Genomic DNA, 14009 nt, shown 5'->3' with positions numbered 1-14009 from the left:
TGATTTAGCGATTATGAGTCGCCAACAAAAAAGCCCCACATCGGGGGCTTTTCGGTAACCAGTTGTGGTAGCGGGGGCAGGATTCGAACCTGCGACCTTCGGGTTATGAGCCCGACGAGCTGCCAGACTGCTCCACCCCGCACCCGATGAGCGCGAAATTATAAATAATTGCGGAATGTTTGGCAAGCGTTTATTTGAAATCGTTTGCCGCTTTCCGCCCGGTTGGAAAGCCAACCGTTCAACGCGATGCGTAGATTACCACGATCATCGATACACGCAAGCTTTTCTCGCATTTTTTTTCACGTCGTCCTCAAACCCCGCATGAATCGGGCTTTCAAGCCGTCGCATGCACCTTGCCCTAGCGATACTGCGCGCTCGTTGCGTGACTCACTCACCCAACCAAACCATGCTACCGCCTGCCCGGAGCGACGCCTGATTAAGCCACGACCGTTGATAACGCTCCCAGTATGCCTGGCACGTATTCGCGATCGGCCAGCGGTAGACCAGCATTATTAGCTCGACCGACGCTTGGAGGCCGCAACCCGATCCGCCTCCCTGTCGCGGCTATGAAAACGCCCGATCGTGGCCGCCCTAAGACCGACCCGGAAGCCCAATTCAGCACCGCGGGTCGCACCGGTCAGCATTCTAGCCCCAGACGTACGGTTTTAATGCCGCAGCTGAGCCGTCAAGCGAGGACTCAGGACGTTCGATTGCTCGGATTAAAGCCTAGTCTGGCTATCGACGGCCGTGTCGCGCCGATACGGCCTCTCGGAATGCGTCTTTCTATCGGCTGACGCGAATAAAGCATGCGCCATTGGCGGCTCTAATCACCGACGGCCGCAGCCTTCCGCAACGCTTATCGACGCTGGGCGATCGATATATTGCTCGCCGGCCCCGCTAGCTCGACCCAATCACTGTTCCAACCACCGATAACCCCAGCGCTGGACGGACTTTCGCGCAGAGGTCACGAAATATTTTCGCATGCCTCGATCTGCGGGCTTGTTCCGCCCTATAACATGCACTGCAACCCTACGGTCTATCTCAAGCACTCCGAAGCAGTGGCGAGCACTTGAACAGCCCAGCGCGTCTATGGATTGATGGATACTGGCTTAGTCGGCGCGCAGGGTTCTGGATCACACTCCGTACGACCGAGTCACAACGATCGAGCGGCTGAGACACCACTGAGAATGCACCTGTAATCGCCGGCCCAAGCGCCCATGCCGAGCCGTTGCCCTATCGCCCCGTCCTGCGGAAGGCCTAACAGAGCACGCATAAAAAAAGCCGCGCCCTTGGGGCGCGGCTTTTATCCGATCGCAATCGATCGATTGGTGCCGACGGCCGGACTCGAACCGGCACAGCTCTCGCTACTGCCCCCTCAAGACAGCGTGTCTACCAATTCCACCACGTCGGCAAAATCTTATCCGGTGGGCTAGTCCGGAATCTTCGGCCCATTGTCGCTGTTCTGCTGATCCGACTGCTTGGACGACTCAGCAGCAGCACTACCCGACGAATCATTCTGATTCGCTTGACTACCTGTCTCGTTCTGACCTGAGTCTGCCGATTGTGTATCAACAACCGAAGACTGCGAAGCCGAGCTGCCCTGGGGCAGCTGGTCGGTCACACTACCACTCCCGGCCCCAACGCCGCCACCGTTGACGAGATAGGCCAAAACCAGGCTGGTCAGCATGAACAGCGTCGCCAGACCGGCTGTCGCACGGCTCATGAAATTCGCCGACCCTTTAGCACCGAATACGGTACCCGAGGCGCCGCTACCGAAGGCGGCCCCAGCGTCGGCACCTTTGCCATGCTGCAACAGGATAAGCGCAATTAACCCGAGTGCAACCACGACCTCAAAGATGACCAGAATTGTATAAACCATGCAATCAGCCTGCTCGCCCGCGAAGGACTACCCCATCGCGCGAGCGATTCCGACGAATGAATCTGACTTGAGCGACGCGCCGCCAACAAGGGCGCCATCTACGTCCGCTCCGGCGAAAAGCGCGGACGCATTATCCGGCTTTACGCTGCCGCCGTAAAGGATCGGCAGCGAGTCCGCTATTGTAGCATCCCAATCGGCGAATTGGGTACGTACGAATTCGTGCACAGCCTGCGCCTGCTCTGGCGTGGCCGAACGGCCCGTACCGATCGCCCAGATCGGCTCGTAAGCCAGAACCATGCGCTCGAGGGTCTGGCGATCACAGCCGGACGTTAGCGCCGAGATCTGGCGCTTGAGCACCGCTTCAGTTTTATCGGCTTCACGCTGGTCCAGCGATTCCCCGATACATACGATCGGCCGCAGCCCGGCCGCAACAGCCGCCTCGGCTTTGGCAACGACCACTTCGTCGGTTTCGCCATGCATTTCGCGCCGCTCGGAATGGCCGACGATCACGTAATCGGCGCCACAGTCGGCGAGCATCGAACCGCTGATTTCACCAGTATGCGCGCCATGCTCGACGCTATGCGAGAGATTTTGGGCGCCCGGAGCGATCTCACTGCCTTCGAGCAAACGGGCCAGCCGCTCGACGTACACGAACGGCACACAGATCGCCAGATCGCAATTAAGCGATGGCGCGGCATCAACCAGCACACGCGAAAAATCTTCCACGTGTTCGGCGCTGCCATGCATTTTCCAATTGCCAGCAATAAAGCTGCGACGGCTCATGATTTCTCCTTTACCTATTCGATCAGCGATCAGACCGCAGCGCGCCGGTCGACCACATCCGCAAGATTTTGTGCGTGTCGCGCCACGGCCTCGCCGTCACGCCCTTCGACCATCACGCGCAGCAGCGGTTCGGTACCCGAGGGCCGCAATAATACGCGTCCGTCGCCACCGAGTGCAGTCTCGACTTCCGTGACCGCTTGGCGAACATCGTCGTCCTCCATCAAATCGTCCGCGGCCCCGCGCCCGACCCGCACATTGATCAGCGTCTGCGGGCATTTTTCGACGGGCGCGACCAACGTGGACAACGGCAAGCCACGATCACACATCGCCGCCAGCACCTGAAGCGCGGACACGGTGCCATCGCCGGTGGTCGCCCGGTCAAGACAAAGAATATGCCCGGACGACTCGCCGCCGACGTTGCCGCCGCGGTTCTGCAGTCGCTCGAACACATGGCGATCGCCGACCTTGGCGCGCTCGAAAGATACACCCTGCGATTCCAGCGCCAAGGCCAGACCAAGATTGCTCATCAGCGTACCGACCACCGGGCCTTTGAGCTCACCTGCGCGGCGGCGCTCTTCGGCGATGACGTAGATCAGCTGATCGCCGTCGATGATCTCGCCGCGCTCATCGACCATAATGCAACGGTCGCCGTCGCCATCCAGGGCGATACCGGCGTCGGCCGCATAGTGCCGGACCTGCTCAGCGAGCTTTTCCGGATGGGTCGAGCCGCAGCCTTCGTTGATATTCAAGCCGTCCGGTGTATTGCCGATCACGTGCACGCTCGCCCCGAGTTCGCGAAACACTTCGGGCGCGGTCTGATAGGTCGCCCCGTTCGCACAATCGACCACCAGCGTTAGGCCACGCAGCCCGCCGTTATCCAACCGTGCGGTGGATTTGCAGAACTCGATATAGCGCCCCGAGGCCGATTCGACGCGTCGGGCCCGCCCAAGTCGATGCGATGCAACGCAGACCAACGGCTCATCCAACTCCGCTTCAATTTCAGCCTCGACGGCGTCATCGAGCTTCTGGCCGTGGTGGGAAAAGAACTTCACGCCGTTGTCCGAAAACGGGTTGTGCGAGGCACTGATCACGACGCCAGCCAGCGCACGGAAAGTGCGTGCCAGATAGGCGATTCCCGGTGTCGCCAGCGGGCCGACCAACAGCACGTCGACGCCGGCCGAAGCAAAGCCAGCTTCCAGCGCCGATTCGAACATATAACCAGACAGCCGCGTGTCCTTGCCGATCAATACGCAAGGGCGTGCACCGTGCGCGTCGCGCCCACCATCGGCATCCAAACGCCGCATCAGTACGCGACCGGCCGCCCAGCCAAGACGCAGTGCAAAATCAGGTGTCATCGGCGACTGGCCGACTTCACCGCGAATACCGTCGGTTCCAAAGAATTTCTGGGCCACGTCGCCCCCTAAGCTATGTGATGTGTTGTTGTTTAACCGACAGGGTCGTCGGCCACTATTGCACGCGCCAGACGCACCATCTGCGCGGTTTCGCGGACATCGTGGCATCGTATGATACTCACCCCGCGCTGGGCCGCCCAGAAGGCAGCGCCCAAGCTACCGTTAATGCGCGACCCCATATCGTCGGATTCGAACAACTTGGCGAACATCGATTTGCGCGAAACGCCCATCAATACGGGCCGCCCTTCGATATCCAGCTCGCCGATTGCGCGCAGCAGATCGAGATTGTGTGCCAACGATTTGCCGAAACCGAAACCGGGATCCACAACCAACCGCTCGAGCGTCATGCCAGCAGCGCGGCAGGCCGCCACGCGCTCGTGCAGGTAGGCAGAGACTTCACCGATGACATCGGCATAGCGCGGCTCCGCCTGCATAGTCGCCGGCCGACCTTGCATGTGCATGACACAGGCCGCGGCATCTGCTTCGATCACAGCCGCTAGCGCCCCGTCCTCGGCCAAACCTCGAACGTCGTTGATCATATCGGCGCCAGCCGCACAGCTCGCCCGAATCACCTCGGCTTGGCTGGTATCGACTGAAATGAACACATCGCTGGTTTCGCGTAGCGCCTCGACGACCGGCACGACCCGGGCGAGCTCTTCCTCGACTGGAACCGGCGTTGCCCCGGGCCGGGTCGACTCGCCGCCGATATCGATGATCCGAGCCCCGTTATCGATCATTTCGAGTGCACGGGCGACGGCTGTGTCCCGGGTCGTATAACGGCCGCCATCGGAAAACGAATCGGGAGTCACGTTGAGCACGCCCATGACCGCGGGCTCGTCGAGCGACAGTCGGCGCCGCGCACCGGTCAAAAGATGCGAACCGCCGGTACGGCAGCTCGACTCTACAATGGACGAATGGCACATGGCTTAATAAAACTCAATTAAAAAAGCCGGCACACCGTTGATGGTGCACCGGCTTTGAACAGCCGACCGACCTCAGGACTGTCGATTATGAGCCGGGCTGGGCACGCTGTCGTTATTTCGATCGCCCGCATCCGAATCGCCGGTGTCGCTGCTGCCGACGCTGGCGCCCGAGCCGCCACCCGGCCCCGAAGCGTCTGAATCGGACCAGCTTTCCGGCGGCCCTGGTTCGTGGCCTTGCATGATCTCATCGATCTGCTTGCGATCGATGGTCTCGTATTTCATCAGGGCATCGGTCATCAGATGCAGCTTGTCCATATTGTCTTCGAGGATCTGCCGCGAACGCTCGTAGCAGCTGTCGATGATCGCGCGGATCTCCTCGTCGATGGCATGAACCGTTTCGTCGGACACACCGCCGCCTTGGGTCGCCGACTTGCCAAGGAATGGCTCGCTGTCCTCGGTGTTGTAGGCGATCGGCCCCATACGCTCGGACAGCCCCCACTTGGTGACCATATTGCGGGCGATTTCCGTAACCCGCTCGATGTCATTGGAGGCGCCGGTGGTGACCATATCCTTGCCGTAAATGATTTCTTCAGCCAGACGACCGCCATACAGCGAGCAGATTTGGCTGATCAACCGTTGCTTGGAATAGCTGTAGCGGTCTTCCTCGGGCAGGAACATAGTCACGCCGAGTGCACGTCCGCGCGGCACGATCGTGACCTTGTGGACTGGGTCATGCTGCGGCACCGACAAGCCGATAATCGCATGCCCGGCCTCGTGGTAGGCCGTCATGCGCTTGTCGTCCTCGTTCATGATCATGGATTTGCGCTCGGCGCCCATCATGATCTTGTCCTTGGCGCGCTCGAAGTCTTCCTGGGTGACTTCCTTCTTGTTGGCGCGCGCGGCGAACAGGGCCGCCTCGTTCACGAGATTGGCCAGATCGGCGCCCGAAAAACCGGGGCAACCCCGCGCGAGAATGCTCGGCTTAACGTTCTCATGCACCGGCACATTCTTCATGTGCACCTTCAGGATCTGCTCGCGACCGCGCACATCCGGCAGCGGCACCACGACCTGACGGTCGAAGCGCCCCGGGCGCAACAGCGCCGGGTCGAGCACGTCCGGACGGTTGGTCGCAGCAATGACGATCACGCCTTCACTGCCCTCGAAACCATCCATCTCGACCAGCAGCTGGTTGAGCGTCTGCTCGCGCTCGTCGTGGCCGCCGCCAAGACCGGCGCCACGCTGGCGGCCGACGGCATCGATCTCGTCGATGAAAATGATGCACGGCGCCTGCTTCTTGGCCTGCTCGAACATATCGCGAACACGCGAAGCACCCACGCCAACGAACATCTCGACAAAGTCGGAACCGGAAATCGAGAAGAACGGCACCCCGGCCTCGCCTGCGATCGCCTTGGCCAGCAGCGTCTTACCCGTACCGGGAGAGCCGACCATCAATACGCCGCGTGGAATCTTGCCGCCCACCTTTTGGAACTTGGACGGATCAGACAGGAATTCGACCAGTTCCTGAACCTCGGACTTGGCTTCCTCGACACCAGCCACGTCGGCGAAGGTGAGCTTGACCTGGTCGGCCTGCATCATCTTGGCCTTGGACTTGCCGAACGACATGGCGCCGCCGCCCTTGCCGCCGCCCTGCATCTGGCGCATGAAGTAGATCCAGACGCCGATCAACAACAGGAACGGGAACCAGGAGATCAGGATCTGCTTGAGGAACGAACCTTGGTTCGGCGGCTCGCCAGTGATCTCGACGTTGTGATCGAGCAACGTCCCGATCATCGCTTTGTTGTCAGATTCCGGGCTGTAAGTATGGAACTTCTGCCCGGAGGTCAGCTGACCCGAGATCTGATGATCTTCGATGTTCACCTGGGCGACGTTGTCGTTCTTGACCTTCGTCAGAAAGTCCGAGTACGCCATCGTATTGCCGGTGGAACCGGAGGGCGCAAAGCTGGAGAACACACTCATAAGCACGAGCGCGATCACCACCCACAGCAGTAGATTCTTGGCAAGTTCGTTCAAGATCTTCGTCCTCGATCGCCAATCCCAGCGATCGTTTGGTTATTCGGTCGCATCGACTTTCACAGTGTAAACCATCAAACGGTTCAACCACTCACACTCGTGTCCTATCGACGCCTTCCGTAGTCTTGTCTATCCATTACGCCAGCCCTGGCCCAACAGATACATCTCGCGACTCGCATCCCGCGAAGCCTCTGGCTTGCGGACAACGACTCGGGAAAACACGGATCGCATACTGGCGAGCAGCTCGTCGAACCCCTCGCCCTGGAAAACCTTCATCAGCAGCGCGCCGCCCGGCGACAGCACATCATCGCATAGCGCCAACGACAGTTCTGCAAGCTGCATGACACTGGCCTGGTCGGCTGCCTTCACTCCCGAAAGATTGGGGGCCATGTCGGAAAGTACAAGATCAACGGATGTGTCCCCGAGCTCGGCCAGCAGCGTATCCAGGCCGACCTGCTCGGCGAAATCGACCTGCAGAAACGACACACCTTCGATTGGGTCCATGGCCAGCCGGTCCAAGGCCACGACGCGAGCTTTAGGCGCATTGCGCCGAACATACTGACTCCAGCCGCCCGGCGCCGCGCCCAGATCGACGATACACCGCGACTTGGTGAGCAAGCCGTCCTTGGCATCGATCTCGGCCAACTTGTAGACGGCACGCGATCGATAATTATCGGCCTGCGCCGCCCGGACATAAGGATCGGATCGATGCGCGGCCAACCACCGCTTTGTATCGCTGCGCTTGCTCATGGCCCGTATACTGCTGATTTAACCGATCCGATAAACCACATGTCCGTCGACCTCGACAAGCCCACCCGGCTCGCCCTGAAAAAACAGGCCCATCACCTGAAACCCATCGTGCAATCCGGCGCGGCCGGATTGAGTGATGCCGTGCTCGCTGAAATCGATCGCGGCCTGACCGATCACGAGTTGATCAAGATCAAGCTCGTCGCCGACGACAAGGCCACATTCAAAGCCGAAGTACAGCAGGCCTGCGAAACCCTGGAGGCGACCTGCATCCAGCAGATCGGCCGAACAGCAACGCTATATCGGCCGAACCCGGACGAAACATGAAGGCCAGCCCGGCAATCGGCAACTCTGCCGGCCGGGCCGTGGCCAATCACTTATAACGCACGTCGACGATTTCGAGCGTACGCTTGCCGCCCGGTACGTCGACATCGACCACGTCGCCCTCGGTCTTACCGATCAGGGCGCGGGCGATCGGCGAAGCGAACGACAGCAGGCCTTTTTTAATGTCGGCCTCGTCTTCGCCGACAATCTGATAGGTCAATTCTTCACCCGAATCCTCATCGGCCAGATCCACGGTCGCCCCGAAGATCACCCGGCCATTGGCTTGGGCGCCAGCCTGGGCGACATCCACGATCTGGGCCGAGGCGAGCTTGGCCTCGATCTCATTGATCCGCCCTTCGTTGAAGCTTTGCTCCTCCTTGGCGGCGTGGTATTCGGCATTTTCTTTCAGATCGCCGTGGGCACGCGCTTCTTCGATCGCCGCGACGATGCGCGGACGCTCGGATTTTTTAAGGCGATTCAGCTCTTCGCGCAATGCCTCCGCACCGGTCTGGGTCAGCGGCGTACGATCCATGGGGACCACCTCGAGTGAGTTAATAGCGTTCAAAACAAAACGGTCGCCCGGAACGGCGACCGTTTCGCGACGACCAAAATGACAGCGGATGGGCGTTCATCCGCGATAGCAACAGGCTAGCAGCGCGCGGGAATCAAGTCGAGGTGGCTCGATCGATACCCTCGGCAGCGACTTCAGCCAGATGATCGATCTGTTCTGGCGAGATCACATAGGGTGGCATGAAGTACATGGTGTCGCCCAGCGGCCGTAGCAACGCGCCCTGGGTCACCGCATAGCGATAAACATCCAGCCCGCGCCGCTCGCGCCAGTCGAACGGGGTCCTGCTGGCCTTGTCGGCGACCATCTCAATAGCCAGAACCATGCCGGTCTGGCGGACTTCGGCGACGTGCGGATGGTCGGCGATCACGGCAGTCGATTGGGCCATGCGCTCGGACAACACACGGTTGGCGTTAATCTGATCACGAGCGACGAACTCATCCAGCGTCGCCAACGCTGCCGCGCAGGCCAACGGGTTGCCGGTATAGGAATGCGAGTGCAGAAACGCACTGAGATTTTCGTAGTCGTCGTAGAAGGCCTGGTAGACCTGGTCGGTGGTCATGGTCACCGATAGCGGCAAATAGCCGGCGGTGATGCCCTTGGACAGGCACATGAAATCGGGCGAGATACCGTTCTCGCCGGCCTGCTCGCAGGCGAACAGGGTGCCGGTCCGGCCGAAGCCAGAGGCGATCTCATCGGCGATCAGATGCACGCCATAACGGTCGCAGGCCTCGCGCAGCAGCTCTAGATAGACCGGGTGATACATGCGCATATGCCCAGCACACTGCAGCAAGGGCTCGACGATCACGGCACAGGTCTCATGGGCATGCTCGGCCAGCAGCGCCTCCATCTCGGCGAACACCTCGCGGCTGTGCTCTGCCCAGGACACCCCGGGGGCCCGGTGGAAGCAATCCGGCGAGCGCGCGGTCAACGGTTTGAGCAGGAGCGGCTCGTAGGTCTTCTTGTACAGCGAGACATCGCCGACCGCCAGCGCGCCGAGGGTTTCGCCGTGGTAGCTATTGGTCAGGTTGATGAAGCGGGTCTTTTCGCCGTGACCGATATTGCGCCAGTAATGGAAGCTCATCTTGAGCGCGACTTCGACCGCTGCCGAGCCGTTATCGGCGTAGAAAACCTTGTTCAACCCGGCCGGCGTGATATCCACCAGACGTTCGGCCAGCTCGACCGCCGGCTCGTGCGAGAAACCAGCCAACATGACGTGCTCAAGGGTATCGAGCTGGGTTTTGATGCGATCGTTAATGGCCGGGTTGGCGTGACCGAAGATATTGACCCACCAAGAACTGACGGCATCGATATAGCGGTTGCCCTCGAAATCCTCGAGCCAGACGCCTTCGCCTCGCCGCATCGGGATCGGCGGCAGGTCGTGGGTGTCCTTCATCTGGGTGCAGGGATGCCAGAGCACATTGAGATCGCGGGCGATCAGATCCTGATTATTCATGGCGGTCTTCTCGGAGCGTGGATGGCGCACCCCGCTGGCCGGGGCGCGATCGGGCGCGCATTCTAACGCCCCCGCCGGAGCCATTGGTGCGTCGATCCGTTCCGGACCCGATCGTGCCGGTCGTCAGACCAGCTCGAGCACTGTATACGGCGCCTGGTGACGATCGCGCTCATCATGCGGATGGTCGGCCTCCAGCTCGAGCTCACGGTCCGGATCATAGACCACGAACAGCCGGCCATCCGGCAACACGGCTACGCCCTCGGCCTTGTTCGCGAACTCCAGCGCCCCACCCTGGGCGGCGTGAACCAACTCTGGGTCGCGCCCAGCCCGAAAATCGGCCACCGACAGCGACCAGAGATAGGCCCCAATCAGGTCGCCGCCGGCGCCGTCGTCGACTTCGAAACTGGTCAGGAAATACAGTCGATCGTTGTGTGGATCGTATTCGAGACTCGACAGCCCGACGTCGAAGCGCACCTCCGACCATTTCGAGGGATCGAACTCGTAGATGACCGAGAACTCGCCGGTCAGCTCGAGATCATCGCCGCTGACGCGATACGGCACCCCGACCACGCGTGCGACATAGTCGAAGTTTTCGTGATCGGTACCGACCTCGCGAATACCGAACAACAGCCACGGATCGCCGCCCTCGCCATCGGGCATGCTCGCCAGCCCCTCGATCTTGAAATACGGCGCGCCGAGCGCGGCTTCCAGATTGTCGCGCAACGCCACCGAACTGCGCACGCCCTGGTGCTCGCGATCAGCGACCAACCGGGGCGATTCGGGCTCACCGCAAGGCCAGACCAGCAGGCGATTGTAGACATCCTGATGGGCGCCGTCGCTGGCGACCCGGTCGAAGCCAGTAGTGGCGACCATATGGCTGCCATCGGCGGTCAGTGCGAAATCCTCGTATTTCTCAGCGTTCTTGATCAGGTCCGCGGTATAGAACTCGAGCGAATCCTCGAGCGGGCGGCCGCCCTCGACGGCCATCGAGAACACCGGGGAGCGATGCGCCCCGGGAATAGCCTTGTCGCTGCCGAAGACCAGACGCTGGCCGTTCCAGACCACGGCCGAGATCTCGACATTGACCGGCTCGCCCGATTCATCGGTGAGCTCGGAATCGAAACAGGAGAACAGCCCTTTTTCGACGATACGTGCTTGCATGCGTGCCTCGCTTGTTGCGACTCGCCTGGTCTATTGAAGGATGTTGCCGCTGATCAGGACAGCGCCAGATCGGCTACCAGACCGATAAATATGATCCCGCCGAGAAAATTGTGCTGCATAAATACTTTGAAGCAGGATTCGCGATCCCGGGCACGGGTGATCCATTGATGGTAGATCGACATGCCGACGGCCGCGATCAGGCCCAGATAGTACAAGCCCCCCAACCCGAACATCAGGCCCACGATCGCCAACAGTATGTAGAACACGGCCTGAAAACAGCCGATGATCAGGCGGTCCTGCTTACCCCAGAGGACTGCGGTCGACTTGACGCCGATCTTGAGGTCGTCGTCCCGGTCGACCATGGCATAAAACGTATCGTAGACCAGCGCCCAGATCAGCGTGGCAACGAACAGCAGCCAGCCACCGGCCGGTACCTGCCCGCTTTCGGCTGCGAAGGCCATGGGTACGGCCCAGCCGAAGGCTGCGCCGAGAAACATCTGCGGCCAGTGGGTTGCGCGTTTGGTAAACGGATACAACACGGCCAGGAACACCCCGACGAAAGCCATAGCGATAGTCAGGCCGTTGAGCGTCAGCACCAATAGAAAAGCCGCGATACACAGCCCGGCGAACAACGACAATGCTTCGCGTTCGCTAACCTCGCCGGTCGCCAGCGGCCGGGCATGGGTGCGCTTGACGTGGCCGTCGATATGCCGATCGGCATAGTCGTTCATCACACATCCGGCCGAGCGCATCAGCACCGCCCCGACCACGAACACGAACAATACCCAGAGATTGGGCAGCCCGCCGGCAGCCAGCCACAGCGCCCAGAGCATCGGCCAGACGACCAGGAATATGCCGATCGGTTTATTCAAGCGCGTCAGGCGCAGATAGCGATCCAGGCGGCTGGACGGCTGCGTGGTGGCGGTCATAGCGGCATCCTGTGGTGCCGGGCGCCGGCCCGGCCGTAGTTGGTTTGTGGTTCTGGCTGCATCGCGCAGCTACCCTCGGACAACCCCGAAACGTTACCATGAGCCAAAATTCAGGCGGCCTCGCGCCCGTATCGCGATGTCGTCCGCTGGAGAATTCATGTCCGCTCCTTCCCAGTCCGGTGGCGCCCCAATCACCGACGAACGCCAGCTGGTGGCCTATTTCGAGAATGCCTGCAAACCGCCGAGCCGCTGGCGGCTCGGCACCGAGCACGAAAAATTCGTGTTCGACCGCGATACGCTCCGTCCGCTGCCGTTCGACGGGCAGCAGAGTATTTCTACCTTTCTCGACAAACTGCAGCGCTTTGGCTGGCAGCCAATGGTCGAGGACGACCAAGTCGTTGCACTTGAGCTAGGGGGCTGTCATATCACGCTCGAACCCGGCGGCCAGCTCGAACTGGCGGGCGCGCCGCTGGATAGCGTCCACGAGACCTGTGACGAGATCCACGTGCATCTGCGCCAGGTCAAGGAAGTCGCCGCCGAGATGAACGTCGGCCTGATCGGGCTCGGCTTTCAGCCCAAATGGCCGCGCGCGGATTGTCCGTGGATGCCCAAAGCGCGCTACGACATCATGAAGTCGTATATGCCGAAGGTCGGCGATCTCGGTATCGACATGATGCTGCGCACCTCGACCGTCCAGGTAAATCTGGACTATGGCTCCGAGGCCGACATGATCAAGAAATTTCGTGTCGGCCTAGCGCTGCAGCCAATCGCCACGGCGCTGTTCGCCAACTCGCCTTTCAAGGAGGGCAAGCCCAACGGCTTTGTCTCCTACCGTAGTCATATCTGGACCGATACCGATGCCGATCGCTGCGGCATGCTCGACTGGGTATTCGACGACGACATGGGCTTCGAGCGCTACAAAGAATTCGCGCTTGATGTACCGATGTACTTCGTTTATCGCGACGGCCGCTATATCGATGCTTCAGGCCAGTCGTTCCGCGACTTCCTCGCCGGGCGACTGCCGGCGCTGCCTGGCGAACGGCCGACCATGTCGGATTGGGACGACCATCTGACCACGATCTTTCCCGAAGTACGGCTCAAACGCTTCATGGAAATGCGCGGCGCCGATGGCGGCCCCTGGCGACGGCTCTGCGCCCTGCCTGCACTCTGGGCCGGGCTGTGCTACGACAGCACCGCCCTGGACGATGCCTGGCAACTCGTTTCGGACTTCACCCGCGCCGAGCGTAACCATCTACGTGACCAGGCCCCCATGTACGGACTGGCCACCCCGTTTCGCGGCGGCACGCTCGGCGATATCGCCCGTGAAACGGTAGCGATCGCCCAGGCCGGGCTTCGCCGCCGGGCGCGCCTGGATGGACAGGATCGGGATGAATCGATGTTTCTCGACCAGCTGGCCGAGATCGCCGAATCCGGAGTCACCCCAGCCGAACATCTGCTGAAGCGGTATTACGGACCGTGGCAGGAATCGGTCGACCCGGTATTCGAAGAATTCGCCTATTGATCGCGTAGGTCGTTTTCGGCTGCGGCGACCCGCGTCGCAGCCGAATCGCCCTTGATGCATGCGCCCCGACCCGGGCCGCCACTGCCTCGAACGCTGGCCGATGGCGGGCCTCGTCAGGCGCCTAGGCCGATAGCCGACATAGATCGCCCTCGTTCACGTCGTCGACGCGATACAGCGCAGCTCCCGAGACCGTCATAGCGACCGGCAGCCCCCGCCAGAGCGGGCGACAATGCAACAAAGCAGCCGTTCGTCAGCCGCATCCACGCCCGCATGC

The 14009-nt window shown here is 61.0% G+C and carries 12 protein-coding genes and 2 tRNA genes; 2 read left to right on the top strand and 12 right to left on the bottom strand.

The genetic code is table 11. The features are described from left to right. Positions 1-65: 65 nt before the first annotated feature. The 8 genes from V5738_RS07500 to V5738_RS07465 form a co-directional block, all read right to left on the bottom strand. A tRNA-Met gene (locus V5738_RS07500) sits at positions 66-142 on the bottom strand. A gap of 1184 nt (positions 143-1326) precedes the next feature. Beyond that, positions 1327-1411: transfer RNA gene (locus V5738_RS07495), tRNA-Leu, on the bottom strand. A gap of 18 nt (positions 1412-1429) precedes the next feature. Further along, complete coding sequence (gene secG, locus V5738_RS07490) at positions 1430-1879, bottom strand: preprotein translocase subunit SecG (RefSeq protein ID WP_423823802.1); 450 nt, start codon at positions 1877-1879, stop codon at positions 1430-1432. Between the two features lie 27 nt (positions 1880-1906). Continuing rightward, entirely contained in the window at positions 1907-2662 is a 756-nt protein-coding gene (gene tpiA / locus V5738_RS07485; RefSeq protein ID WP_423823801.1) for a triose-phosphate isomerase, read from the bottom strand. Positions 2663-2691: 29 nt separating this feature from the next. Next, on the bottom strand, positions 2692-4074 hold the full coding sequence (gene glmM, locus V5738_RS07480) for a phosphoglucosamine mutase (protein WP_423823800.1): 1383 nt from the start codon (positions 4072-4074) through the stop codon (positions 2692-2694). Between the two features lie 32 nt (positions 4075-4106). Beyond that, a complete protein-coding gene (folP, locus tag V5738_RS07475) occupies positions 4107-4898 on the bottom strand; it encodes a dihydropteroate synthase (RefSeq protein ID WP_423824145.1) in 792 nt (263 codons plus the stop codon). Between the two features lie 171 nt (positions 4899-5069). Then, positions 5070-7028, bottom strand: coding sequence for an ATP-dependent zinc metalloprotease FtsH (gene ftsH, locus V5738_RS07470; RefSeq protein ID WP_423823799.1), 1959 nt, complete (start codon positions 7026-7028; stop codon positions 5070-5072). Positions 7029-7157: 129 nt separating this feature from the next. Continuing rightward, a complete protein-coding gene (locus tag V5738_RS07465; protein ID WP_423823798.1) occupies positions 7158-7778 on the bottom strand; it encodes an RlmE family RNA methyltransferase in 621 nt (206 codons plus the stop codon). A gap of 39 nt (positions 7779-7817) precedes the next feature. Here V5738_RS07465 and V5738_RS07460 point away from each other — a divergent pair, with 39 nt between their 5' ends. Next, positions 7818-8102 (top strand): YhbY family RNA-binding protein, encoded by a 285-nt coding sequence (locus V5738_RS07460; RefSeq protein WP_423823797.1) that lies wholly within the window; start codon positions 7818-7820, stop codon positions 8100-8102. Between the two features lie 46 nt (positions 8103-8148). Here the strand turns inward: V5738_RS07460 and greA are convergent, their stop codons facing one another. From greA to ubiA, 4 genes are all read right to left on the bottom strand, one after another. Beyond that, positions 8149-8631 (bottom strand): transcription elongation factor GreA, encoded by a 483-nt coding sequence (gene greA / locus V5738_RS07455; RefSeq protein ID WP_423823796.1) that lies wholly within the window; start codon positions 8629-8631, stop codon positions 8149-8151. Between the two features lie 133 nt (positions 8632-8764). Continuing rightward, a complete protein-coding gene (locus tag V5738_RS07450; RefSeq protein ID WP_423823795.1) occupies positions 8765-10123 on the bottom strand; it encodes an adenosylmethionine--8-amino-7-oxononanoate transaminase in 1359 nt (452 codons plus the stop codon). Positions 10124-10246: 123 nt separating this feature from the next. After that, a complete protein-coding gene (locus V5738_RS07445) occupies positions 10247-11284 on the bottom strand; it encodes a hypothetical protein (RefSeq protein WP_423823794.1) in 1038 nt (345 codons plus the stop codon). A gap of 53 nt (positions 11285-11337) precedes the next feature. After that, positions 11338-12213, bottom strand: coding sequence for a 4-hydroxybenzoate octaprenyltransferase (gene ubiA / locus V5738_RS07440; protein ID WP_423823793.1), 876 nt, complete (start codon positions 12211-12213; stop codon positions 11338-11340). A gap of 157 nt (positions 12214-12370) precedes the next feature. Here ubiA and V5738_RS07435 point away from each other — a divergent pair, with 157 nt between their 5' ends. Then, on the top strand, positions 12371-13735 hold the full coding sequence (locus V5738_RS07435) for a glutamate--cysteine ligase (RefSeq protein WP_423823792.1): 1365 nt from the start codon (positions 12371-12373) through the stop codon (positions 13733-13735). Positions 13736-14009 lie beyond the last annotated feature (274 nt).

Origin of the sequence: Salinisphaera sp. SPP-AMP-43 (assembly GCF_049568105.1) — a bacterium.
Classification (GTDB): Bacteria; Pseudomonadota; Gammaproteobacteria; order Nevskiales; family Salinisphaeraceae; genus Salinisphaera.
Note: the sequence above shows the minus strand (reverse complement) of the source record. Positions and strands in the feature narration are given on the sequence as shown.

Coding starts and splice junctions, on each gene's coding strand:
- secG (WP_423823802.1), bottom strand. CDS start 1,879: ATGGTTTATACAATTCTGGTCATCTTTGAGGTCGTGGTTGCACTCGGG.
- tpiA (WP_423823801.1), bottom strand. CDS start 2,662: ATGAGCCGTCGCAGCTTTATTGCTGGCAATTGGAAAATGCATGGCAGC.
- folP (WP_423824145.1), bottom strand. CDS start 4,898: ATGGGCGTGCTCAACGTGACTCCCGATTCGTTTTCCGATGGCGGCCGT.
- V5738_RS07465 (WP_423823798.1), bottom strand. CDS start 7,778: ATGAGCAAGCGCAGCGATACAAAGCGGTGGTTGGCCGCGCATCGATCC.
- V5738_RS07460 (WP_423823797.1), top strand. CDS start 7,818: ATGTCCGTCGACCTCGACAAGCCCACCCGGCTCGCCCTGAAAAAACAG.
- greA (WP_423823796.1), bottom strand. CDS start 8,631: ATGGATCGTACGCCGCTGACCCAGACCGGTGCGGAGGCATTGCGCGAA.
- V5738_RS07450 (WP_423823795.1), bottom strand. CDS start 10,123: ATGAATAATCAGGATCTGATCGCCCGCGATCTCAATGTGCTCTGGCAT.
- V5738_RS07445 (WP_423823794.1), bottom strand. CDS start 11,284: ATGCAAGCACGTATCGTCGAAAAAGGGCTGTTCTCCTGTTTCGATTCC.
- ubiA (WP_423823793.1), bottom strand. CDS start 12,213: ATGACCGCCACCACGCAGCCGTCCAGCCGCCTGGATCGCTATCTGCGC.
- V5738_RS07435 (WP_423823792.1), top strand. CDS start 12,371: ATGTCCGCTCCTTCCCAGTCCGGTGGCGCCCCAATCACCGACGAACGC.